At 36.0% G+C, this 25,137-nt stretch carries 23 protein-coding genes; 10 read left to right on the top strand and 13 right to left on the bottom strand.

Going from position 1 to position 25,137, the window contains the following annotated elements:
* Positions 1–304 precede the first annotated feature (304 nt).
* On the bottom strand, positions 305–874 hold the full coding sequence (locus BUE84_RS22780) for a helix-turn-helix domain-containing protein (RefSeq protein ID WP_079243618.1): 570 nt from the start codon (positions 872–874) through the stop codon (positions 305–307).
* A gap of 192 nt (positions 875–1,066) precedes the next feature.
* Between BUE84_RS22780 and BUE84_RS22775 the strand changes: the two genes are divergently transcribed.
* The 10 genes from BUE84_RS22775 to BUE84_RS22730 all read left to right on the top strand — a co-directional run bounded on the left by BUE84_RS22775 (position 1,067) and on the right by BUE84_RS22730 (position 10,477).
* Positions 1,067–1,774 (top strand): response regulator transcription factor, encoded by a 708-nt coding sequence (locus BUE84_RS22775; protein ID WP_079244020.1) that lies wholly within the window; start codon positions 1,067–1,069, stop codon positions 1,772–1,774.
* Positions 1,775–1,777: 3 nt separating this feature from the next.
* Positions 1,778–3,193, top strand: a complete 1,416-nt coding sequence (locus BUE84_RS22770) for a sensor histidine kinase (RefSeq protein WP_079243617.1) — start codon at positions 1,778–1,780, stop codon at positions 3,191–3,193.
* A gap of 234 nt (positions 3,194–3,427) precedes the next feature.
* Entirely contained in the window at positions 3,428–3,922 is a 495-nt protein-coding gene (locus tag BUE84_RS22765; protein WP_079243616.1) for a hypothetical protein, read from the top strand.
* Between the two features lie 30 nt (positions 3,923–3,952).
* Positions 3,953–4,780 (top strand): YoaK family protein, encoded by an 828-nt coding sequence (locus BUE84_RS22760; protein ID WP_079243615.1) that lies wholly within the window; start codon positions 3,953–3,955, stop codon positions 4,778–4,780.
* Between the two features lie 315 nt (positions 4,781–5,095).
* Positions 5,096–6,892, top strand: a complete 1,797-nt coding sequence (gene mutL, locus BUE84_RS22755; RefSeq protein ID WP_079243614.1) for a DNA mismatch repair endonuclease MutL — start codon at positions 5,096–5,098, stop codon at positions 6,890–6,892.
* A 5-nt stretch (positions 6,893–6,897) separates the two neighbouring features.
* Positions 6,898–7,626: a rhomboid family intramembrane serine protease gene (locus BUE84_RS22750; RefSeq protein WP_079243613.1), complete on the top strand. Its 729-nt coding sequence runs from the start codon at positions 6,898–6,900 to the stop codon at positions 7,624–7,626.
* A 9-nt stretch (positions 7,627–7,635) separates the two neighbouring features.
* Positions 7,636–8,625 carry an endonuclease/exonuclease/phosphatase family protein gene (locus BUE84_RS22745; RefSeq protein ID WP_238594315.1) on the top strand — a complete coding sequence of 330 codons (990 nt, stop codon included), beginning with the start codon at positions 7,636–7,638 and terminating at the stop codon, positions 8,623–8,625.
* Positions 8,626–8,698: 73 nt separating this feature from the next.
* On the top strand, positions 8,699–9,670 hold the full coding sequence (locus BUE84_RS22740; RefSeq protein ID WP_167595401.1) for an endonuclease/exonuclease/phosphatase family protein: 972 nt from the start codon (positions 8,699–8,701) through the stop codon (positions 9,668–9,670).
* Between the two features lie 4 nt (positions 9,671–9,674).
* Positions 9,675–10,037: a hypothetical protein gene (locus BUE84_RS22735; RefSeq protein ID WP_079243611.1), complete on the top strand. Its 363-nt coding sequence runs from the start codon at positions 9,675–9,677 to the stop codon at positions 10,035–10,037.
* Between the two features lie 29 nt (positions 10,038–10,066).
* Positions 10,067–10,477 carry a hypothetical protein gene (locus BUE84_RS22730; protein ID WP_079243610.1) on the top strand — a complete coding sequence of 137 codons (411 nt, stop codon included), beginning with the start codon at positions 10,067–10,069 and terminating at the stop codon, positions 10,475–10,477.
* A gap of 69 nt (positions 10,478–10,546) precedes the next feature.
* Here the strand turns inward: BUE84_RS22730 and BUE84_RS22725 are convergent, their stop codons facing one another.
* The 12 genes from BUE84_RS22725 to mraY all read right to left on the bottom strand — a co-directional run bounded on the left by BUE84_RS22725 (position 10,547) and on the right by mraY (position 25,108).
* Positions 10,547–12,061: a GH3 auxin-responsive promoter family protein gene (locus tag BUE84_RS22725; protein ID WP_079243609.1), complete on the bottom strand. Its 1,515-nt coding sequence runs from the start codon at positions 12,059–12,061 to the stop codon at positions 10,547–10,549.
* Between the two features lie 105 nt (positions 12,062–12,166).
* Entirely contained in the window at positions 12,167–12,577 is a 411-nt protein-coding gene (locus BUE84_RS22720) for a BrxA/BrxB family bacilliredoxin (RefSeq protein ID WP_079243608.1), read from the bottom strand.
* A gap of 452 nt (positions 12,578–13,029) precedes the next feature.
* Positions 13,030–13,476: a GatB/YqeY domain-containing protein gene (locus BUE84_RS22715; protein ID WP_079243607.1), complete on the bottom strand. Its 447-nt coding sequence runs from the start codon at positions 13,474–13,476 to the stop codon at positions 13,030–13,032.
* A gap of 90 nt (positions 13,477–13,566) precedes the next feature.
* A complete protein-coding gene (gene ftsZ, locus BUE84_RS22710) occupies positions 13,567–15,480 on the bottom strand; it encodes a cell division protein FtsZ (protein WP_079243606.1) in 1,914 nt (637 codons plus the stop codon).
* A gap of 122 nt (positions 15,481–15,602) precedes the next feature.
* A complete protein-coding gene (gene ftsA, locus BUE84_RS22705) occupies positions 15,603–16,988 on the bottom strand; it encodes a cell division protein FtsA (protein ID WP_079243605.1) in 1,386 nt (461 codons plus the stop codon).
* Between the two features lie 78 nt (positions 16,989–17,066).
* Complete coding sequence (locus tag BUE84_RS22700; RefSeq protein ID WP_099049867.1) at positions 17,067–18,035, bottom strand: cell division protein FtsQ/DivIB; 969 nt, start codon at positions 18,033–18,035, stop codon at positions 17,067–17,069.
* A gap of 44 nt (positions 18,036–18,079) precedes the next feature.
* Positions 18,080–18,457 (bottom strand): GxxExxY protein, encoded by a 378-nt coding sequence (locus BUE84_RS22695; RefSeq protein ID WP_079243604.1) that lies wholly within the window; start codon positions 18,455–18,457, stop codon positions 18,080–18,082.
* 203 nt (positions 18,458–18,660) lie between these two features.
* Positions 18,661–20,019 (bottom strand): UDP-N-acetylmuramate--L-alanine ligase, encoded by a 1,359-nt coding sequence (gene murC / locus BUE84_RS22690; protein WP_079243603.1) that lies wholly within the window; start codon positions 20,017–20,019, stop codon positions 18,661–18,663.
* Between the two features lie 51 nt (positions 20,020–20,070).
* Positions 20,071–21,174: an undecaprenyldiphospho-muramoylpentapeptide beta-N-acetylglucosaminyltransferase gene (murG, locus tag BUE84_RS22685; RefSeq protein WP_079243602.1), complete on the bottom strand. Its 1,104-nt coding sequence runs from the start codon at positions 21,172–21,174 to the stop codon at positions 20,071–20,073.
* Between the two features lies 1 nt (position 21,175).
* Entirely contained in the window at positions 21,176–22,414 is a 1,239-nt protein-coding gene (locus BUE84_RS22680; RefSeq protein ID WP_034694212.1) for an FtsW/RodA/SpoVE family cell cycle protein, read from the bottom strand.
* A 64-nt stretch (positions 22,415–22,478) separates the two neighbouring features.
* Positions 22,479–23,804 (bottom strand): UDP-N-acetylmuramoyl-L-alanine--D-glutamate ligase, encoded by a 1,326-nt coding sequence (gene murD, locus BUE84_RS22675; protein ID WP_079243601.1) that lies wholly within the window; start codon positions 23,802–23,804, stop codon positions 22,479–22,481.
* Positions 23,805–23,866: 62 nt separating this feature from the next.
* Positions 23,867–25,108, bottom strand: a complete 1,242-nt coding sequence (gene mraY, locus BUE84_RS22670) for a phospho-N-acetylmuramoyl-pentapeptide-transferase (RefSeq protein WP_079243600.1) — start codon at positions 25,106–25,108, stop codon at positions 23,867–23,869.
* Positions 25,109–25,137 lie beyond the last annotated feature (29 nt).

Genomic DNA, 25,137 nt, shown 5'->3' with positions numbered 1-25,137 from the left:
TAAAGTGACTATTTCAACGTTTTTAGTAAATGTTTTCCCAAAATATCAGGAATAGAAACATGCTGAAAAAAGGCTTGTTTTAGTTCATATTTCGTTCATCTTAGAAGAAAAGAGAAAATCAAAAGTTGCATATTTGTAAACTTTTGTAATGGTTTGGAAATCGGAATTTGAGGAATGATATAGAAAATAGCTGAATAAAGCGATTATAATTTGATGCATTGCTGAATGAAATGCCCTTGCGAACAAGAAATATACGCTAAGTTTTATATTTTCCTTGCGTATTCTTTTGCGTTAAAAAAAGTATTTAAGCCGTATAAAAATAAAGAACAAGCATCACACAGCTTTCATCACTAATACTTACCGGAACGTGAGGAAATTTTCCGTTGAAATAAAGCGAATCTCCTTCTTTAAGGATGATTTCCTCATTATCAATTACATATTTTACTTCGCCTTTTAGAATATATTTGAATTCCCAGGCATCGGTAATGACCTTTTCTCTTTTAGAATTGGGTTCAAGAGTCAGCAATACGGCTTCAAAGCCTAAAGAATGAAGACTCTTGCTGAAGATATGCATGTATTTGAATCCCTCAGCTTCTACTTCTTTTTCAATGACTTGCTGGCTTTCCTTTGGAACATAGATGAATTTGGCGTTGGACTTTTTTTCAACCCCTTCAAAAAAATAACTGGCATCAATCTCCAGCGATTGGATCAGATCTAAGAGAACAGGAAGGGAAGGGATCGTTCTTCCGTTTTCAATCCTGGAAACAAGGCCGTTGCTCACATTAGCTTTGAAAGCCAATTCATTAATGGTTAAATTATTCTTTTTTCTAATATCCTTTAGTCTCTTGCCGATACCTATTAAAAAGTCATTCATACTGTGTGCAATTTAACCTGATTATTTTTTCATCATTATATTCAAAACAAAGGTAATATTATTCTATAGAGTTTGGATATGGGAAAGAATCAATTCATTGAAAATTATTATTTGCCTTTGGCTTTCTCAGATCTTTTCGCCTTTTCTCCCCAAGAAAATTTCCCTATTTTTGTAAAACTCCTTATTTCATCTATGAAAAAAATTATTCTTATCGAAGACGAAACCAGTGTAGTTTCCTTTATTAAAAAGGGACTTCAGGAAAATGGATATGAAATTTCTGTTGCCTTTGACGGGCGTACAGGAGTGCAGCTGGTGCAGGCTAATGATTTCGATCTGGTAATTTTAGATATTATGCTTCCGGAAATGAATGGTCTGGACGTATGTAAAGAAATAAGAAAAACCAATCAGAGCGTTCCGATTTTATTTCTAACTGCTTTGGGAACTTCTGAAAACATTGTTCTCGGATTGGAAAGTGGCGGAGATGATTATCTGGTGAAACCTTTTAAATTCATTGAACTGGTAGCCCGTGTAAAGTCTTTACTAAGGAGAAGCAATAACAACGGTCCAATGGAAATCACTGAACCTGAACCGGATAATGAACATGTTTTTCAGTTTTCGGATCTGATGGTGAATGACTACACCAAGAAAGTAACCCGTGCCGGTGAAGATATTTCCCTTACTTCCACAGAATATAAACTCTTGCTGTATTTCCTGAATAACCCGGAAAAAGTAATTTCAAGAGCCGAAATTCTGGATGCAGTTTGGGGTGTAAATTACGAGCTGGGAACCAATGTGGTAGATGTGTATGTAAATTATTTAAGAAAGAAACTGGATAGCCAGGATGATAATAAGTTGATTCATACTGTGATAGGAATGGGATATGTGTTGAAAAAGACATAATGAATGTTTAATAAAGTTATTACAAATCAGACCAAAACGATGGTACTTTTGATGTTGGTTTTTACCGCCATCATTTTGTTGTTCAGTGGTTTGGTGTACTTTTCAATTGTTAATTTTTCGCACCAGAGGTTTTATGAGTTGCTGAAGATCAGAACAGCAACAATTGTTCAGATCGAAAAAAGCAAAGATCATCTCGACCTTCCGGAAAATTATGTTCTCAGCAGCCTGAATGATGAAGAGCTTCCGATGGAAAAAGACTATGTTTTTGCCGTTCCTACAGATTCCAATTTCAAAAAAATATCTCAGGAAGTTCATATTCCTGCCTATTTCTTTAAAAATATCATCAAAGAAGGAGAGTCCAATTATAATGATGAAGAATTTTATTATATAGGACAGAGTTTCAGATATGATGATAAAGATTATATTGCTATTGCTTCTGCTAAAAACCATTATGTCGTTTATTATCTGGGTTTTTTAAAGCGAACACTGCTTACCTGTATCGTACTGTCTCTGTTCTTTAGTATGATTTTCTCTTTTTATTTATCTAAAACTTTATTCAGACCGATCTTAAAAATCACTGGAAAAGTAAAGGAGATCAGTTCTGAAAATCTTCACTTAAGACTTGAGTCTCAGCCTGATAATAAAGAACTTAACGAGCTGGTGGATACCTTTAATGATATGCTCAACCGTATTGAAACTTCTTTCGAAACCCAGAATCACCTTATTGGAAATGTTTCCCACGAGCTAAGAACTCCTCTTACGTCTATTATGGGAGAAGCTGATGTTGCCCTTTCTATCAGCAGAACAGCGGACGAATATAAAGAAACCCTGGGAATCATTCTGGATGAAGCCGAAAAGCTGGATAAAAAGATCAAAGCCTTATTAATGATTGCCCAAACCGGATTTGACGGAAAGGTTCAGAAAATGGATAAGGTAAGAATTGATCAGCTGCTTTGGGACGTTATTGAAACCCTAAGAAGAATTGATTCCCGAAATAATATCTATCTCGATATCAGTATGCTTCCTGATAATCCGAAGAAACTAAAAGTACAGGGGAATGAGCAGTTATTGCATCTTGCGGTAGCTAATATTATCAGTAATGGCTGTAAATATTCTAATTTCCAGCAGGTTAAAGTATCTCTGGGAGCGACCAATTCGGATGTGTACATTATTGTAAAAGATAATGGTATTGGAATTCCTGAAGTGGAAATGAACAAAATCTATGATCCGTTCTTCAGAGCTTCTAATACAAATAACTATGAAGGCTACGGAATCGGACTTCCATTGGCGCGAAACATCGTAAGAATGCATCACGGAGAACTAATTGTAAGCTCGCACGAGAATCAGGGGACAACGGTACAGATGAAGTTCCCGAATTTCTATAGCATGATGCAGAAAGGCGAAGTAATGGACAAATAAGAATCACTATTTTAGCATTTCTCTATCTGTTTTAGTTTGTTTGGTTCTGAAAAACAAGCTGTTATTTCCTGTTTTTGATTTTTGATTTTTCCAATATTAATTCCCCTTAACAATTTTCTAATCTCATTTTAATCTCTTTAATCACATTTTAATTCCATTCCAAAGATCTTCTAATATGGTCGTTCTAGTTTTGTATCATCAAAAAAGATAAACACAATACAAAATAATAAGAACATGACTAAAACAATTTTAATTGCAACAGATTACTCTCTTGAGTCATTGAATATATTGAAAAAAGTACTTAAAGAGAAAGATGCAGCAGAAGATCAGAACCAATATAATATTCTTTTGACTTCCGGGTATGATTCCGGAGATTCTATCAGAGATCTTTTGTTCAGCACCAAAACATCTGTTTTCAATAAAATCAGGCCAACAGAATTTTGTGATGCCTTTGGAATTATCAGTAATAAATATCCTCATCTGGTTAATAAAATCATCTGTGATGTCTTTACAGGAAGTTTTCAAAGAACATTCAACCAGTATGTAAAGGCGGAAAATATTGAGGAAGCTTATTATTCTCCATCCATCAAAAGCAAGGGAAAAGGCAAATTTGATCTGATTCCTTATATCAAAAAATGCAAAGAGCTGAAGTCTCATGAAATTACTGTTGAAGTAAGAGAAAAACTTCCGGAAAGAGGAAGGCTGGCAGAGATCTTTGTAGAGGTCTAAAGATTAAACACAATTTAAAAACGATTAAAAATGTTAAGAAATTATAGTAACAGCAGGACACTGGGAGACAATATCAGGTTGGGGACGCTGACTGCCTTTACGGCAGGTACTATAAATATCGCATCCCTATTAATATTTCTCTCTTTTACGTCAAACGTAACGGGACACTACGCAATTTTGGCGGCAGAAATCAGTAAAGGAAACTGGACGCAGGTAGGAGTTGTGGGAGGATGGATCTTTTTGTTCTTCTTCGGAAGCTTTCTATCCAACTTCATTGTCATCAATTTTAATAAAAAAAGTAAATATTTTGCCCATTCTATGCCCATTGTGCTGGAAATTATATGTCTTCTTTTTGTAGGAATATACGGGCAGTTTTATTATCAGAAAACATTAGAAGAAACAGAATATTTAGTCGCATTGATGCTTTTCGCAACCGGACTTCAAAACGGGTTAACGGCAAGTATCTCCAACTTCTCTGTAAAAACAACCCACCTTACGGGAACAACTACCGATCTGGGAATTCTGGTATCCATGTTTACCCAGAAAAAATACAGAAAAAACGGAGAGTTGATTGGCAGAGCCAAACTATTGATGAGTATTATGCTTGCTTATGTAATGGGAGCTGTATTTTCAGGGTTGACTTACTATTATCTGGAATTCAGAGTCTTCTATGTCATCAGTATATGTCTTCTGATTGTCATCGGCTACGATGCTTATAAAATTCATATCCGTCACTTCAACACGAAGTACAGATACAACAGGATTTACAGAAAGCCCAATATTTTTGCTTATCTGTATGAGAAAATCCATGGAATTCCTAAAAGAGAGAAGAAAAGAAAACTTGTCTTTGAGGATTAAAATAGAAAACACACTATTAATTTTTTGTATAAACTAGCTGTAAATGCCCTTATTTTGTGATGAAATAGGGGTGTTTTTATGAAAATTGGTCTTTAGTATAAGCGTTTCTGTTATTTTTTACCATATTTTTCTGACGGTTGAAATGAAAGTTTTCTGATCTGACTTATCGACTTGCTAACGCCCTTCATTACAAACATTAAAAAAATCAGTTGGGGATAAATAGGTAAAAATGTTGATAATTAAATATTAAATCACGATTTTAGTATTTTAATTCCCGTTTTCATTAACTATTTTTGTAAGTTGATTTACGTTTTTATGTCAGATATTATTCAGCTTTTACCGGATCATGTAGCCAACCAAATTGCAGCAGGAGAGGTGGTGCAGCGGCCTGCATCCATCGTGAAAGAACTTTTGGAAAATGCTATTGATGCCGATGCAACGAAAATTGAATTGATCATCAGAGATGCCGGAAAAAACCTTATCCAGGTGGTAGACGACGGAAAAGGAATGTCTGAAACAGATGCCCGCATGGCGTTTGAAAGACATGCTACCTCCAAAATCAAAGGAACAGAAGATATCTTTAAGATTGCCACAAAAGGCTTCCGTGGTGAAGCTCTGGCTTCTATTGCAGCAGTTTCCCAGGTGGAGCTCAGAACCAAACAGAAAGATACTTCCATCGGGACCAATATCTATATTGAAGGAGGAGTTTTCCAGTTTCAGGACCCGGTTCAGACAGCAGACGGATCAAACTTTTTGGTAAAAAACCTTTTCTATAACGTTCCTGCAAGAAGGAAGTTTTTGAAAAATAATAATATTGAATTCAGACACGTAATTGATGAATTTCAGCGTGTTGCATTAGCTCATGAAAACCTTGAGTTTTCCCTGTTCCATGATGATGAAGCGGTTTTCAGACTAAGAAAAGGAAGTCAGATGCAGCGTATTGTGGATGTTTTCGGAAGAAAATTACAGCCACTGTTGATTCCCATTAAAGAAGATATTATCTGGTGTAAACTTCATGGTTTTGTTGCCAAGCCTGAAGGCGCTAAGAAAGCAAGAGGTGAGCAGTTTCTTTTCGTAAACGGAAGATATTTCAGAAGTCCATACTTTAATAAAGCAGTACAGGAAGCTTTTGAAGGGCTTCTTCAACCTGGATATGTACCGTCTTTTTTCCTTTTCCTGGAGCTTGATCCGGAGAAGATAGATGTCAACATTCATCCACAGAAAACAGAAGTGAAATTTGAGGACGAGCATCTTATTTTTGCTCTGCTTCGTTCAACCATAAAAAGATCTTTAGGAATTTATAATGTTTCTCCAAGCCTGGATTTCGATAGAGATCCGGAACTGGATGAAATGATGAATAAACCTATTCCGAGCAAAAGCAATGGAGGCGGAACCGGTGGAGGTGTTTTCAAAATGCCGGAAATCATTGTAGATAAAGACTATAATCCGTTTCTGGAAGAAAAAAATGTAGTTCATCCGGAGGAAATTCAGAACCTTACAGAAATGTACCATCAGAATATAACGGCAGAACCTTCAAAGATTAATCTCTTTGAAGATGAAGATTTTGATGAAGATCTGATGAGACTTCCCAATGGATACTGGCTTTTCAATAAAGGAGATGTTACATTAATGCTGGATTTGGGAAGAATGCACAGACTGTTGGTTTCTGAAGGAAATAAATCCACCAGAAAATCCAATACAAATAGCCATGCTCTTCTTTTTTCTCTGGAGTATCATATGAATGAAATCGAAAAGACAAAATACAATTCGATAAAAAAATATCTTCCGGAATTAGGGTTTGACATGAAAATTGCTCATGAAAGTGTACTTCGAATAGATTCACTTCCAGAAGGACTGAAAGAAACGCAGGCTATGAAGTTCCTTGAAAACCTTTTTGAGATCCTGGACTACAAGACGGAAGAAGAATTTTTGCAGTATTACCATAACCAATGGAATAAAATGCAGTCGAAGTCAAGATTTGACTTTATTTATAAAAAAGATGCGGAACAGTTGATTAAAGACTTTACAGCATTAGGCTTCCCGGAATTTTTACCGGACGGCAAAAGATGCTTTTATGAAGTTCCGTTTAACGACTTTAAAAACAAATTTTAAAAAACATGTTTAACAATATACCGCCAATTACAAGGAATATTATTATAATCAATGTTATAGTATTTATTGTTACTTACTTTATGGGAAACCAGATTATTGGTTATCTCGCCGGATTTTATCCGTTCTCTCCCTTTTTCCATTCATGGCAGGTTATTACCCATATGTTTATGCACGGAAGTATTATGCATATTTTATTTAATATGATGACACTCTTTAGTTTTGGTCCTATTCTGGAACAGACTTTAGGTGACAAAAAGTATTTGATTCTATACTTTGCAAGTGGCTTGGGAGCATTTTTCCTTTTTAATTTATGGAACTTTGTAGAAGTTCAGCAACTTTCCCGCGAATTGGAGCAACTGGGATTTAATGTCAATGCCTATTTATCCGGTGCAAGCGTTGAATTTGCAGGAAATACAACTTCCATTCTTAAACAGAAAGAGTTACTTGAAAGTTTAAAAGGTATTGTGGCAACACCAATGGTAGGTGCCTCCGGAGCTATTTTTGGAGTAGTAGCGGCATTTGCAACATTATATCCGGATTCTAAAATCGGAATTATGTTTATTCCGGTTCCGATTAAAGTAAAATATTTGTTACCCATTATTGTGGTAATTTCAATATATCTTGGATTATCAGGAAATGGAGGAGGAATAGCTCACTTGGCTCACGTAGGTGGAGCTTTGGTGGGATGGCTGTTGGCAAGAATTTGGAAAAAACATTTGTACAGATTCAACTAAAATAGTATTGTGAAGATTTTCCGACTTATAGTATTGATTGTCCATCTGGGAATTTTATTTCTGCTGTTGGGTACTTTATTGAACGCTTATGTTCCACCAAAAGTTTTTCCTTGGTTTAATCTGCTTTCCTTAGGCTTTCCTATGCTTATTATAGTATATGTGATTCTAACGGTTTTCTGGGTATTTAGCTGGAAAAAAAGAGCATTTGTGTTTATGTTTGCAGGGTTAGCGTTTATAAATCCTGTAAAACGTTGGGTTAACTATTCTGATAAGAAAGGAAGTTCCGAAATAAAAGTGGTTTCTTTCAATACAAGAGCTGGAAGAATAGGAAACAAAGAGCTCGAACCCTTCCTGAAATCTCAGGACGCAGATGTTCTTCTTTTACAGGAGGATGCGGGTATTAAATATCAATTTGAAGGCTATCAAAAAGCAAATCCCGGGGGAGGCTTAACAATTCTGACCAGGCATAAAATCATTAAACAGCAGATTATAGATCCACAAGATGAAGAGGTAAGAATTCCTGGTGTGCTGGCTGATATAGAAATTAAAGGCAGGACCTACAGGTTCATTGATGTCTATCTCAATCCTTTTCGCTTTCAAAAAGATATGGTGAGACTTAATGGAAATACCGATACAGATGAACAAAAAATAAAAGATGTTGTTAAAAGGCTGATTCCCACTTTTAAAAAACATCAGGATCAGGTGGCGCTCATTCGTGAGGCAATTGATAATTCTCCTTATCCTGTAATTCTAGCGGGCGATTTTAATTCTGTACCCAATTCTTACGAATATTATCATTTATCAGACGGGCTTGAAGATGCATTTCTGACTGCAGGAAAAGGAAGTGCAACCAGTTTTCACGACTATAAATTCCCCATTAGAATCGACTATATTTTTTCTTCAAAAACTTTAAAGGCAATATCTTATAAAGTTGACCGTTCTGTAAGTATTTCAGATCATTATCCTGTCACAGTTAAGTTTTCTACGGAGAGCAAATAATCATAAAAATAGTTAAAATTATCTGCTTGGTAGGATTTTTGTTGAAAGAAAACCGTACCAAGACCGTTTTTTCATGAAGTCGAACCAGATATTACTATTTATACATATCGTTGTTGCTGTTTTGCTGTTATGCACATTGGGGAATGCATGGATTCCACCCAATATTTTAGGCAATCTGAATCTTCTGTCTCTTGGTTTTCCTTATCTGATTCTGTCACACTTGATTCTTACACTGATCTGGATCTTAAAAAAAGAAAAAATTGCTATTGCTTTTGCATTGGGTACACTTATTTTCTATAATCCAATCAGACGATGGGTTAACTTTTCTCCCAAAACAGAAAATTTAAAAACAATACGGGATATTAAGGTACTGACTTTTAATGTGAAATATGGAGAATATGGTTGGGATAAAGTAAAAGATTATATTAAAGCACAGGATGCAGATATTATTCTGGTACAGGAAAAAGATACAAATCGTGTTATAAAACGTGATCTGATAAAATATCCGTCGGTTATTCTTAAAACTAAGCATAAAATTGTAAGACAGGCAGAACTTATTGATGAGAAAGCCCGTGGAAATTCATTTTATGCTGATATAGACATTAATGGAAAAGTAATAAGAATTATTAATGTGTATCTTGAACCCTTCAGGCTTCATAAATCGATGTTTACGAAACTTGATAAATTAGGTTTAGGAAATGTTTCAACATTACTTACTCATATGACTCCTACATTCCAAGCTCATGAAGATCAGGTAAAAAGAATCAGAAAAATGATAGATTTATCTCCTTATCCTGTTATTCTGGCAGGAGATTTTAACTCTGTTCCGAATTCATACGAGTATTATAATCTTGGAAAAGATCTTCAGGATGCATTCTTAGTAGCAGGAAAGGGTAGTGCGAGCAGTTTTCATGATTATAAAGTCCCTTTAAGAATTGATTATATCTTCACTTCAAAATCAATCATTCCTTTAAGCTATAAAGTAGACCAGTCTGTGAAATTATCGGATCATTATCCTGTAATTGCAGAATTTCTGCTAAATTAGTTCCATGAAAAATTTACTGGCTGCGATTTTTGTTTTTACTATTCTTTTTACTGCGTGTTCCAAGAAAGAATCTCCGGGTTTTGGGACTGAACAGGAAGTGAGAGTACGTTATGATACAACTGCTATTGACTCCTTTTCTACAGGAGCTGTTTCAGTAGATATCGCACGAAAAATAAGAATGTCTTCTCCTCAGTATCTTGATTCTGTAAAACAGGCTAAAAAGCTTCAGGAGGAAGAAAATAAGCTTAAAGCAGAACTTGAAAAGGAAAACAAAGCAAAACAGGAAGAGGAAAAGAAAAAAGCAGATGCAGAAAAGAAGCTGAAGACAGCAGAAAAACCAGTTACTCAGGAAACGAAAACAGAATAATTTTAAATTACCATTAAACAATATACAATATGAAAAAGCAAATTATTGCCGCAATAGTGATCTCTGTGTTCACTGTAGCATGTACAAAATCAACTACAAAAACAGAACAGGTAGAAAACCCTGACGGATCTACTACCACAACCACAACTACCACTACAGAAACCCCTAATGTTGTGGATACTGCAAAAATCAACAATGCAAAAGAAGATGTGAAAGCTAAAGTAGATGAAGCTGGTAATAAGATTGACAATGCTGCTCAGAAAGCAAAAGATAAGATTGATGCCACTGCAGATAAGACAAAACAAGATCTTAATAAAGCAGGTCAGGATATCAAAGCTGAAGCTAACAAAGTAGGGCAAGATGCAAAAGAAGCTGCGAAAAAAGGAGCTTCGAAAGTAGAAGAAGCTGCAAAAAAAGTGAAAGAAGATTTAAGCAAATAAATAAAAAAGCCGTAGTTCAATAGAATTACGGCTTTTTAATATGCAATGAGAGTTAGGAATCTTTCTCTCTTATTTATTCATTTCCAGCAATGGATCAATATATTCTCTGTCATTGCTTAACCTTGGTACTTTATTTTGTCCGCCTAGCTTTCCTTTTGCTTCCAGCCAGTGATAGAACAAGTTTTCTTTGGCGATATGCACAATCGGCCTTTTAAGAGTCATATTGTTGTATCTTTTCGCTTCATAGTCTGAATTGATGGTCTTTAAATGTTTATCAAAAGCATCAATAAAATGATCCAGATTATCAGGGTGCTGACTGAATTCAAAAATCCATTCGTGGGCACCTCCTTTATTTCCTTTCATAAAAACCGGAGCTCCTGTAAAATCTGTGATCTGTGCTCCTGTTAACTCGCAGGCTTTGGAAAGGGCGGATTCCACATTGGTGATCATTAGTTCTTCCCCAAAAGCATTGATATAGTGTTTTGTTCTTCCTGTTATTTTTATTCTGAAAGGATTGATCGAGGTAAAGACAACGGTATCGCCAATCAGATATCTCCACAGTCCTCCATTGGTGGTAATCACCATTGCGTAGTTTTTCCCTGTTTCCACATCTTCCAGATTTACGACTTTCGGATTTGAAAAATGGAACTGATCCATTGGGATGAATTCATAAAATATTCCGTAATCCAGCATCAGCAACATCTCATCACTGTCTGATCTGTCCTGAATACCGAAGAAACCTTCGGAAGCGTTGTAAATTTCGTAGTAATTGATGTTTTTTCCGATGATCTGTCTGAATTGCTCCCTGTAAGGCTTAAAGCTGATTCCACCGTGAAAAAACACCTCTAAATTTGGCCACAGCTCAGAAATACTTTCTACATGAGTTTCCTTTAATACCCTTTGCAGAAGAACCATCATCCAACTCGGTACTCCAAGGATACTTCCTACATCTTCATTTTTTACTTCGGAAGTGATTGCTTTAAGCTTGCTTTCCCATTCTCCCATCAAAGAAACTTTCTTACTCGGAGTGGTGGTGATTTCTACCCAAAAGGGAAGATTATCAATGAGAATAGCAGATAGATCGCCAAATTTTGTATTGAAATCAGCGTACAGCTCAGAGCTTCCGCCTAAACGTAAGTTTTTATAATTAAAAAGCTGGTTTTCGGGATGGTTGTTAGCATAAATGGAAACCATGTCTTTTCCGGCTTTCATATGGCAGTATTCAAGGCTTTCTGCAGAGATCGGAATGAATTTGCTTTTAGCATTGGTGGTACCCGATGATTTGGCAAAATGTTTAATGAGACCTGGCCAGCTTACATCTTTATATCCCTGTCTTGCTTTTTCAATAAAAGGTTCCATTTCTTCATAGGTAACAATAGGAACTTTGTTTTTAAAATCCTGATAACTCGAAATAGAATTGAATCCGTATAACTTGCCATATTCTGTATCCTCCGCATGAAACAGCTGAGAAAAGAGTATACCTTTCTGGGTTTCAATAGGATGGTCCATAAAATTCTGTATCTGGTCAATCCTTTGACGGATGAACCAGTTCACTACGGTATTGAAAAGTGCTTTGGTTGCCATTTCAACAAATATAATGATATTTGAATTTTCAGAAAATTTTTTACGTGATTAAATAAAAAAACCGTTACAAAATTTGTAACGGTTTGATATTTAGTTGGTTGCTTCTTAGCAATATTCGTCGTATGCTGCTTGAAGGTTAGCCGCGATAGCTCCTGCAGGGTTTCCTTCAATGTGGTGTCTTTCCAGCATGTGAACTAACTCACCATCTTTGAAAAGTGCTACACATGGAGAACTTGGAGGGAATGGAGCAAGATGTTTTCTTGCTTCTACTACAGCCTCAGTATCAAATCCTGCAAATACAGTAGTTAAATGATCTGGTTTTTTGTCTCCTGTTAAAGAGTATACTACTCCTGGTCTTGCGGCACCTGCGGCACAACCACATACAGAGTTGATGACCAATAATGTAGTTCCGGATTGTTTTAACGCATCTTCTACCTGAGTAGGAGTTGTTAAATCCTGAAAACCTTTATCTGTAAGCTCTGCCTTCATAGGCATTACTAAATCTGTTGGATACATATATTTTGTTTTTTATCTCGACAAAGTTAAGCAATTCTTTGCGTTTGTTCAATATATAAAAACTATCAATTGATTAGTCATATAAAATTAACCAAGTATTAATATTGTAATAATATTCTAAAAAAAGTGAATTAACGCTAGGAATAATAAAATATTATTATTAAATTTGAAATGATTCTGAAAAACAAACGACCGTGAAAAAAACATTTGAAGCTTTCCCTCAAGCAATCAATCACTTAAATACTCTCTGAAATATGGTAGTAGCTTAATTCTCTTTCAGTTTAGAATCAAACTGATTAACAAACTTTAATATCCAAAGAAAGTGAAGCCCGGAACTGAACAGTTCCGGGCTTCTAATCAAATCGATATGCAAAGGTTGTATATCCTATAGTTATGGAGTGAGAAGCGTTTTTAAACTTTGCAATAAATCTAAGTTTAAACGCATATCACCATTAAGAAAGGAGCTTTTTAGCCATCTCGGAAATACTTTTTCCGTCTGATTTTCCGGCTAATGCTTTTGAGGCAACTCCCATTACCTTCCCTAAATCTTTAGCAGATTCAGCTCCGGTTTCAGAAATAATATTTTTAATTTCTGTTTCTAATTCTTCAGCAGAAAGCTGTTTAGGTAAGAATTGCTCAATAACTTTCATTTGAGCGTCTTCTACTTCTGCAAGATCATTTCTTCCCTGTGCAGTAAATTGGTCGTAAGAATCCTTACGTTGTTTTACCATTCTCTGAAGAATAGCAATTTCCTGTTCTGCTGTTACTTCAGCTCCGATGGCTTCCGTTTTAAGCAGTAATATCTGAGACTTCACAGCACGCAAAGAATCCAAAGCCACCTTGTCTTTGGCTCTCATTGCTGTTTTTATAGCTTCGTTTATTGTATTTTCTAAACTCATTTTTATATGCTTTAGGCTTTAGGCAATAAGCAGTAAGCTTTTTGATTCGGCCAGAATAGCCTATAGCTTACTGCGTATAGCTTATAGCGTTTAATCTACATCTTTATTTAAAAATCTGTTTTCTCTGATCTGCATAGATCCGTTGTTATCAGACAGGTAAGTGTTGATATTCTGGTCTGATGCATTGTTTCCGTCGATAGAAATATTTTTTCTTTTAAAAGCAGGAATAGATTCGAATTCACTTGTGCTATCAAAATTTTGGTAACGGGAGTTGAATTCTTTTAATTTATTTCTTCTTTCAATTACTCTGTCCTGATCAATCGTTTTATTCACGAAAGTGAATTCTGATTCTTCAGTTTTCGGCGTTTCAATTTCTGTTTTGTTTTCAAAAGTTGATCTTGTTTCAACCTTTGGTTCTTCCTGTTTCTGGTAGAATGTTTCAATCTTTTGAGCTGGTTCAGCTACCGCAGCATTGGTAGGAGTGTTAAATTCTGCTTTAGGCTGTCCAAAATCGCTATTAGGCTCATTTCTGATAGGCTCATTTACAAAGAAACTGAATTCAACAGGTTTTTCATTTGAAAATGAATTGTTGAATGGAGTTCCGGATTGTGGTTCCTCTTTCTTATTTTCAAAATCAAATGAGAAAGACTGGATCTCAAGATCGTTAGGGTCGTCATGTTCTTCATCAATAGCTAATAAGCTGTATTCTTCTTCTCCTTCTTCTTCATTTCTCCAGTTTTGTTCCGGTGCATTTACCGTATCTTCCTCTTTATCAAAGAATTTTATTTCAGTTCTTGGCTGTTCTTCTTCAATAATCATTTTTTTTTCAGTAGACGTCACATTGAACGGAGTATCATGGTCTTCGTCATCCAGTCTGAAAAGGTTTTTTCCTCCAAAATCATGAGTTGTCTCAGGAGCTGATTCTCTTTCTTCTCTTGTTTTGAAAGGAGAGTTTTTTGGAGCTTCAAAACTGTCGTTAAGACTGATTCTGATTTTTTCTGTAGGTCCTGCAAATTTCTTATTATCGTTAGAGAATCCTGTTGCAATCACAAGAACGCTTACAGCATCTCCTAATTCTTCATCAGCACCCACCCCGAAAATGATATCTGCTGTGTTTCCTGCTTCTTTCTGGATATGGTCCATGATGATACCGATCTCATCCATGGTAACTTCTTCAGCCCCACTTCTGATCAATAACAATACGTTTTTAGCACCTGTGATCTTGTTATCATTCAATAACGGAGAATCAAGGGCTTTTCTTACGGCTTCTTCGGCTTTATTTTCACCTGAAGCAGTTCCAGTAGACATCAATGCTGTACCGGAATTCTGAAGTACAGATTTAGCATCTCTAAAGTCAATGTTTACATCAAAGTAACCTGTAATAACTTCTGCCATACCTTTAGCAGCATTGGCTAAAACTTCATCAGCTTTTGAAAACCCTTGTTTGAACCCAAGGTTTCCAAACTGTTGTCTTAGCTTGTCATTGTTGATCACAATTAATGAATCAACATTATTTTTTAGTTTATCAAGGCCATTTTCAGCCTGATCCAGTCTTCTTTTACCTTCAAAACTAAAAGGAACGGTAACAATACCTACAGTAAGAATTCCCATGTCTTTTGCTACTTTTGCAATGACAGGAGCGGCTCCGGTACCTGTACCACCACCCATTCCGGCAGTGATGAACACCATCTTGGTGTTTTGGCCCATAGCAGCCTTGATATCTTCAATACTTTCGATGGCTGATTTTTCTCCTACTTCAGGATCGGCTCCAGCTCCAAGACCTTCTGTGATAGAAGTTCCCAACTGAACTTTATTGGCTACCGGGTTATTATCTAACGTTTGAGCATCTGTATTACAAATCACGAAATCAACTCCGTGAATTCCTTTCTCGTACATGTGTTTCAGAGCGTTGTTTCCACCGCCTCCTACACCGATTACTTTTATGATGGATGAATTTCCTTTGGGCAAATCAAATGAAAATCCTTGTGTACCTATATTTTCCATAACTATACTTTTAATAATTGATAAGTGATAGATGATTACTGATGAATGATATTCGTTATTAAATTAATAAATATTAAATTATTTCCAACTATCATTAACCATTAATCTTGTATCATTTATATTTATTCTACTTCTTCAAAGAATTTTTTTACTTTTTCCATAAGCGATTGTCCAAAGGTCAATTTCGCTTTTCTGTTCTCTTGCTTTTCATTTTCAAAAGACTGCTGCTCCTGAACGGGTACTGCCTGTTGAATAGGCTGAACCGTTTCCGGCTGTACTGCAGCTGTTTCTTGTTTAGGCTGCTCAGCAACAACTTCTATCTCTTCATCAGTATTCTGTTTTTTGTCTCTGATCTTTAAACTTTCCATCAGTAATCCGATAGAGGTAGCAAATTCAGGGCCTTTCAGATATTGATTTTTATCATTGGCGATATATTCATTCGCAAAACCGATTCTGCTATCAAAACCTGTTGTGTAATTGGCCAGCTGACGAAGGTGTTTAAGGTTTGAACCACCACCTGTAAGAACGATTCCGGCAATCAGTTTTTTCTTTTGTTCAAAAGCACCGTAAGCTTTCAGTTCTGTATTTACCATTTCCAAAACTTCTTCTACTCTTGCGTTGATGATTTGCGCTAATGTTTTTAAAGAAATCTCTTTATCCGGTCTTCCGTGAAGCCCGGGAATGGTTACAAAAGTACTGTCTTTTTCTAATTCGGGAACTGCCGAACCAAACTTTACTTTCAGTTGTTCTGCATGTTTCTCTATGATGGAACAGCCTTCTTTGATATCTTCGGTAATAATTCCGCCTCCGTATGGAATCACACAGGTATGACGGATGATATTATCTTTGAAGATTGCAATATCTGTGGTACCACCACCAATGTCAACAATGGCTACACCGGCTTCTTTTTCTTCTTTTGTAAGGACAGCTTCTGAAGATGCCAATGGCTCTAAAGTAAGGGCTTCCATTTCTAGTCCGGCTTCACGAACGCATCTTGCAATATTTCTGATGCTGCCCATTTGCCCTACTACAACATGGAAGTTGGCTTCTAAACGTTTTCCATGCATTCCGACAGGTTCCTGAATTTCCCCCTCGGAATCCACTTTGTATTCTTGAGGAAGTACGTGGATAATTTCTTCTCCAGGAAGCATAACCAGCTTTTTTACCTGATCTTTTAATGCTTCGATGTCATCGTCTGTAATAAATTTATCAGGATGTTCACGCATAATATAATCGGAGTGCTGCAGAGAACGGATGTGTTTTCCTGCAATACCTACCGTAACTTTGCGGATAGGAACTCCAGCACTGGATTGTGCTTCGGATACTGCAGCCTTGATTGAATTAATAGTTTGTGAAATATTATTCACAATACCTTTATGAACACCAAGACTTTTAGCTTTTCCTACACCGAGAACTTCTATTTTCCCGTGTGCATTCCTTCTTCCGACAATCGCGACTATCTTCGTTGTCCCGATGTCCAGACCTACTGAATACTCTTGATTTTCCATTTTATATCGATTTGATTTTTTCTACTTTTTTATCTATAAGGATAGGCTCCTATTTGTGTATTAAATGCCCTGAGGGACTTATTCTATTTTTACTTTTGCCTTAGGCTTGGACTGCGCCTTGACGGGTGGCTTTTTCTCTACTTTTTTAGTTTCTTTTGTTGGTCCTTTCGGTTTGGTACTCTCTTTCGGTTTTACTGAAGTGGAGTTACTTTTTTTTACCTCTGCTATTTTGGGTTTAGCTTCCGTCTTTTTAGCGGCTGTTGGGGAAGGAACTTTTGCCAATTCCATCTTTCCTGCCTTTAAAATACTGTCATTTTCTTTAAAATAGGGGTTTAAAGTAGTGACAATCTGATTCTGATATTTTACAGAAACCATGCTGTATTTCTGAGGGTCTTGATACACAAGGTATTTTTCTACAAAGGTTTTAAATCCTTTTACTTTAAAATCAATATTATCAAGGTCTCCAATTTCTACTCTGTAGTTTCCTTCACTTGTCAGAAGGCTATAGCTATCTTTACTTTTAGAGATTCCGATAAAATATTTCTTACTGAAATCATCTTTGTCTATCTTTTCTACCAGTTCCGCCAGCTTTTCATATTCATCCGGATGTACGTTTCCGGTTACCAGCATACATGGGTGTGAATAGGTTCTTGAAATAGGAAATTCAATTCCTTTTTCATCCACATAAAAGTCTTTTCCGTCTTTATTTAATCTGAAAACAGGGACTCTCTGTTTGATATCCAGATTGAGTTTTCCGTTCAGGTTCAGATAAACATTGGCACTGTCTACTGCTGGCAGGGAATTGATCTTTTTTTCCAAAGAAGGAATGTTAAGATCTCCCACTTTTCCTGAAGGATTTTCCTTTTTCACAATTTCCCTGATGTCTTTTTCGTCAACAAAATATACCGGAGTTTTCTCGCTCATTTTTACAGAAATCTTATTGTCCGTAATCTGCTCACGACTGAATCTGCGCAATGAGAAGCTTAGTAACAATCCTAAGATAATTACAGTGACAACAATTTTTAATATTCTGTATTTATTTTTCATATTTTTCTTTAGCCACTAAAGGACGTAAAGCAATTTTATTTTCTTTATAATTTATTTACAACTCGTTTTACCCCATTTTTAAATAACATTGAATGAAAATTTAAAATCATTCCAAGTTTTATATCTGTTATTCTTAAATAACTTAAAAGCTGAAAAAAATGATAGTCATTAATTTCCTGAACTGCCTTTATTTCAATTATTACCTTGTTTTCAATTAATAAATCTACTCTGAACGCTTTAGAAATTTTCAACTCTTCATATTCAATGTCAATATTTTTTTGACTTTCTACATTTAATCCTCTATTTTTTAGCTCATAAACTAAACATTCTTCATATACATTTTCATAAAGTCCAATTCCAAGCGTACGATGTATTTTCATTCCAGCATTGAAAACAATTTCTGAAATTTCATTTTCTATCATACATTTTGTGTTTTTATTTTAACGCTATGATCGCAAAGCAATCTTATTATTTTATCCGTTCGCTAAGGCGTTTCACTCAGCTGTGGCTATATATTATAATTTTTTTAGCAAAAAGTATTGTTTTATCATTTTGCTAAGTGAAACGCCCTTGCGAACAAATTCTTATTCTTTCTTTGCGTGCATTGCGTTTATACTTATTATATTCAAATTTTGTCTATCCACTCACAAATAGGATCATACAGGGTATCTATATTTCCTGCTCCTACGGTAAGAAGGATGTCAAAATCTTTTTCTTTTATTTTTTCAAAAGCATCAGTTAATGTTGATACTTCTTTTTTATCTAATGTTACTTTTTCCAACAGCCAGCTTGAGGTAACCCCTTCAAAGTTCTCCTGAAGTTCTCTTGCAGGGTAAATATCAAGAAGGATCAGTTCATCAGCCTTGCTTAAACTTTCTGCAAAACCATCTGCGAAATCTCTTGTTCTGCTGAAAAGATGGGGCTGGAAAGCTACCAATAGTTTTTTATCAGGATAAAATGTTTTGATTGAGCCCATTACAGCATTAATTTCTGTAGGGTGGTGAGCATAATCATCAATGTAAATTTTACCGTTTTGATAAATATGTTTGGTATATCTTCTTTTAATTCCTTTAAAATTGGCAATTGCTTTTTTCAGCGTATCAAAATCTGCGCCTAAATTATGCAGAATAGCCAGTGCCACAGTAGCATTTTCTACATTATGAATTCCCGGAATTTCCCAGACAAAATCTTTTATTGTTTCCGTTGGAGTATGGAAGTCAAAATAGATTTTATCATGATCCATACGGAGATTATCCGAATAGTAGTCTGCGGGCTCATTTACGGCATAAGTCTGATGTCCTCTGCCGATTTCCAGTCCTTTTCTTACAAAAAGTTGTTTGTCCTGAGGTACTAAAGCTGCAAACTGTCTGAATCCTTCTTCAATATGGCTTTTATCTCCATAAATGTCCAGGTGGTCAGCATCTGTAGAAGTCACAACTGCCCAGTCCGGAGACAGGTTCAGGAAGCTTCTGTCATATTCATCAGCTTCTACTACGGAATAAGTGGAGCCATTGTAAAGAAAGTTGGATTTAAAGTTTTCAGAAATCCCTCCTAAAAAGCATGAGAAAGGAAGATCTGCTTCTTTGCATAGGTGAGCCACGAGAGTAGATGTTGTTGTCTTCCCATGGGTTCCTGCAATAGCGATGCAGTCTGTATTTTCTGTAATTAATCCTAAAACTTTAGCTCTCTTTAGAACTTCAAACTGATTTTGATTGAAATAGTCTAAAATTCCAAGCGTTTTAATAGCCGGGGTATAGATTACCAATGTATTTTCTTTCTGAAGGGAAGTTATCCTTTCATCAATAAGGTCTTCAAAAACAATATCAATACCTTCATTCATCAGATTCTGAGTCAATTTTGTATTGGTTTTATCGTAGCCCAATACTTTTTTTCCGGATGCATTGAAATAGCGCGCTAATGCACTCATTCCGATACCTCCGATTCCAACGAAGTAAAAAGTCTGATATGTTTGTAAATTATTCATTTATTTAAAAATTGAAAGATTAAATGATTAAAAGATTTCCTCTTATTCAAATTATCTCGTTACTACTTTAAAAATCTCGTCTACGATCTCTTTTGCGGCATTCGGCTTGGCAAAATAGTTAAGATTGTCAGACATCTCTTTTCTTACACTTTCGTTATCGCAGATTTCTGATAATGTATTCCAGAATTTTTCCTGCATTTCAGAGTCTTTCACCATTCTGGCTGCATTCTTTTCCACCAGATTCATGGCATTTTTGGTTTGGTGGTCTTCCGCTGCAAAAGGGAAAGGAACCAAAAGCACCGGTTTTTGTGCTACAGCCAACTCTGAAATGGCAATAGCTCCAGCTCTGGAAACAATGATATCTGCAGATGAATAAGCCAGTTCCATATCTTTAATAAATTCAAGGATCTGAATATTTCTGGTGCCTATATTTTTTGTTTCGTTTACAATATCTTTATAATCAAGCTTTCCTGTCTGCCAGATCAGCTGATAATCTTTATCTGCGATTTCTTTTAAATGTGATTTCCAGGCATTATTCAATGTTCTGGAGCCTAAAGAACCTCCTACAGAAAGGATTGTAAGTTTGTCTTTATTTAATCCCATTTTTTCTTTTGCCTGAGCGGTATCCTGCATTCCTGAAATAATATTTTCACGAATCGGATTTCCCAGAAATTTTATTTTTTCTGCCGGAAAACCTTCTACTTTTGGGTAAGCGGTGAAGACAGCTTTCGCTTTTTTGCTTAAAATTTTATTCGTTACTCCTGCATGGGCATTTTGTTCCTGTATGAAAATAGGAATTCCCATTTTGCTTGCTTCATAAAGAGCGGGTCCACTGGCAAATCCTCCTGTTCCTACTGCAAAATCGGGAGCGAAGTTTTTAATAATCCTTTTGGATTTTGATAAGCTTTTCAGAATCTTGAAAGGCAGTCCCAGATTGGATAAAAGATTTCCTCTATCGATTCCGGCAATATCAATTCCTTCAATCTTATAGCCTGCCTGTGGAACTTTTTCCATTTCCATTTTCCCGTTGGCACCAATGAACAAAAATTCTGCATCAGGAAATCTTTTTCTGATCTCATCAGCAATGGCGATGGCCGGGAAGATATGTCCTCCTGTTCCTCCGCCTGATAATAGTATTTTCAATTTTTTGTCCATTTTAAGCGATATCGTTTATTTCTGCTATACTTTGTTTTTTGCCCATTCCTTCTTCATCATAAATCTGAATCCTTGAGCTTATATTTAAAATAATACCTAACTGCAAATAGGTCACCAGCATTGAGGTTCCTCCATAACTGATCAAAGGCAGGGGCTGTCCGGTTACCGGGATCAGATTTACAGCAACAGCAATATTTACCGAAAGTTGAATGAATATCATCACCCCGAGACTGAGTACGAGCAACGATCCGAAGAACGCCGGCATTTTACTGGCAATCATTACAATCCTTATCATCATGATCAGGTATAAACTGATCAGGAAAGCGGCTCCTATCACTCCGTATTCTTCTACGATCACTGCGAAAATAAAATCGGAGGCAGATTGAGGAAGCATTTGTTTCAAGGCACTTTTTCCTGGTCCCATTCCGGTAATCCCGCCGTGAACAATGGCTGCTTTGGCTTGCATTACCTGATAATTTTTTGCTTTTACGCTTTCATCATCTACATCGGCTGATTTTGCTTTGCTTGAGGTAAATGTTTCTACACGGCTCATCCATGTGTGAACACGGTTTCCGCCAATCATATTCGTATTCAGAGCTATTAATAAAAATAATACAATGGCTACAAATGAGGCTGAAATAAATCCTGCAATGTATTTCCAGTGGAGCTGTCCAATGATAAGAACAACTACGGAAACCATTAAAATCATTAATGCTGTGGAACCGTTATCTTTGGCTACCAATACAAAAACAAGCAGGATAGGCCCAAAAATATACATGATATTCTCTATCGGAAGCCTTTCTCTGGTGATTTTTTTGGTCAAATATCTGCACAGATAAATGATGAGCATTAAAAAGGCAAATGAGGAAGGTTGGAAAGAGATTGGCGTTCCCGGAATTTTCAGCCATCTGGAAGCACTGGCTCCATCAATGGTTTGCCCGGTAAACATGGTAACAATCAACAGAACTATCATAAGGCCGAGCAGAATACTGCTGAGCTTTCCGATGTATTCATATTTTATAGTTCCCACTAGTCTCATAATTGCTAATCCCAAGACTACAAAGAACATATGTTTGATAACGTGACCTGTTGTGGTCCCGTTATTAACAATGTATTCAAGATTTGAACTTGCAGAGTATACAGGGAAAATAGAAAAAATGGAGATCACAAGGATGACCATCCAAAGTACTTTATCGCCCTTTAGAAATTCAAATCTGCTTTCTGTGTTCTGTTCGTCCATAATTTTGTATTGATGTATGATGTACAAAGTAAAATGTACTTTTTACATCTGACATTTTACATTTTTACTTTAATACCTGTTCTTTAAACTGGCGTCCTCTGTCTTCATAGCTTTTGAACAGGTCAAAGCTTGCGCAGCATGGAGATAATAAAACAGTATCCCCTTTTTTAGCCAGTGATTTTGAAATTCTCACGGCTTCTTCCATGCTTGAAGTATCATAAATAACTTCTTTTTTGTCTTTAAAGAAATCGATGATCTTCTTATTATCTACTCCAAGGCAAACGATTGCCTTTACTTTTCTTTTGACTAAATCTTCAATTTCGGTATAGTCATTTCCTTTATCTAATCCACCAACAATCCAAACGGTTGGTGTTTTCATACTTTCTAAGGCATAGTAAGTAGCATTTACATTGGTTGCTTTACTGTCGTTGATATATTTTACACTATCAATTTCAGCTACAAATTCCAATCTGTGTTCTACGGCCTGGAATGTCATCAATGAATGTCTGATGCTTTCATTGTTGATTTTTAATATCTTACCGGCAATAGAAGCGGCTAAGCTGTTCGCTACATTGTGGTTTCCTAAAAGAGACAATTCATCAACTTTCATTGCGAATTCGTCTTTCATTTTTACTATAATCTCATCCGCGTTCACAAAACCTCCTTCAGGTAACTTTTCTTTGGTTGAGAAAGGAATCATTTTAGCTTTTATTTCAAGCTTTTCAAGAAGATTCTTACTCATTTCATCATCTTTATTGTAGATGAAGAAGTTATCGTTCTCCTGGTTTTCTGTTATTCTGAATTTAGCTAAAGCATATTCCTCATAATTGTAGTTGTACTGATCCAGGTGATCCTGAGACAGGTTTAACAATAAAGAGATATAGGGTCTGAAATTTTGAATATCATCCAGCTGGAAAGAGCTTACTTCCAGTACATAATATTCATGGTTTTCATCTGCAACCTGCTTGGCAAAGCTATATCCTATATTTCCTCCTAAACCTACATTCAATCCGTCATTTTTCAGGATGTAATAGATCAGGGAAGTAGTGGTTGTTTTTCCGTTGCTTCCGGTAATGGCAATGATCTTTGCATCTGTAAATTCAGAGGCAAATTCAATTTCAGAGGAAAGTCTGATTCCTTTGTCATGAATTTTGTTGATGATGTCTGCCTTTTTCGGAATTCCCGGGCTTTTTACGATCCAGTCAGCATTTAAAATCCTTTCTTCATCGTGATTTCCTTCTTCAAATTCAATTTCATTATCGGTAAGAAACTGCTTATAGTTATCCTTAATAGCTCCTTTATCTGAAAGAAATACTTCCAGACCTTTCTTTTTAGCCAAATAAGCAGCGCCGCATCCGCTTTCTCCACCTCCTAAAACAACTATTTTCATATTATAAAAGCTTTGTGCTATAGACTTTAAGCTTTACGCTTATTGCTTACAGCTTTTAATTTTTATCTCATTTTTAGTGTGATCAGACATACAATAGCCAATATTACTCCGATGATGATCATTCTGTTCACGATTTTACTTTCGTGAAATCCTTCTTTTTGATAATGATGGTGTAATGGTGACATTTTGAATAGTCTATTGTTTTGGGCATATTCCAGCCCGTATTTTCTTTTTCTGTATTTGAAAACAACTACCTGAAGCATTACAGACAGGTTTTCAATTAAGAAGATTCCACATAATACAGGAATCAGCAATTCTTTTCTTAAAATAATGGCTAAAACGGCAATCACTCCTCCCAGCATTAAACTTCCGGTATCTCCCATGAAAACCTGTGCAGGATAAGTATTGTACCAGAAGAATCCGATCACAGCACCTACCATTGCCACAGCAAAAATGGTGGTTTCTCCCATGTTGGGAAGGAACATGATGTTGAGATAGTCTGCAAAAATGATGTTCCCTGAAAGGTAGGCGAAAAGAGCCAGCGTGAGCAGTATAATGGCACTTGTTCCCGCTGCCAGACCGTCAATTCCATCTGTAATATTGGCTCCGTTTGAAACGGCTGTTACAATGAAGATGACGATCGGAATAAAGACCATCCATGCCCACTCATGGGCATCTTTATCATTCATCCAGAATAAAATTCCGCTATAGTCGAACTCATTATTTTTTGCAAATGGAACGGTAGAAACGGTAATTTTTTCTGTAGGCATAAAGTTTTGCTCTACATTGTTTCTGTTGACCACTTTAGCATCTGCATATTTTCTTTTTACGGTAATGTCCGGGTGGAAATACATGGTAATTCCTACAATTAGTCCTAAACCAACCTGGCCTACAATTTTGAATTTACCACTTAAACCGTCTTTATTTTTTTTAATTTTCTTTAAATAATCATCCAGGAAACCAATGGCACCCATCCAGAACATTGAAACTAACAACAATACAATGTACACGTTGGTGATTCTTGTAAACAACAATACCGGAATGATGGTTGCCAAAATAATAATAAGCCCTCCCATGGTAGGAGTTCCTTCTTTTTGTTTCTGCCCATCCAATCCAAGATCACGCACCAATTCTCCCATCTGTTTTGTTCTCAGATAATTGATTACTCTTTTTCCGTAGACAAGAGCAATGATAAGCGAGAATAATACAGCCATTCCGGCACGGAAGGAAATGTATTTCAACAATCCTAATCCCGGAACGTGAATTCCATGGTTGGTTAGATATTCGTATAGATAGTATAGCATGTTTCTATTTTTTTATTATTTAAAAATTT

The sequence above is a fragment of the Chryseobacterium indologenes genome (assembly GCF_002025665.1).
Classification (GTDB): domain Bacteria; phylum Bacteroidota; class Bacteroidia; order Flavobacteriales; family Weeksellaceae; genus Chryseobacterium; species Chryseobacterium metallicongregator.
The sequence above is the reverse complement of the archived record's forward strand: the minus strand, read 5'-3'. Positions and strand labels throughout refer to the sequence as shown.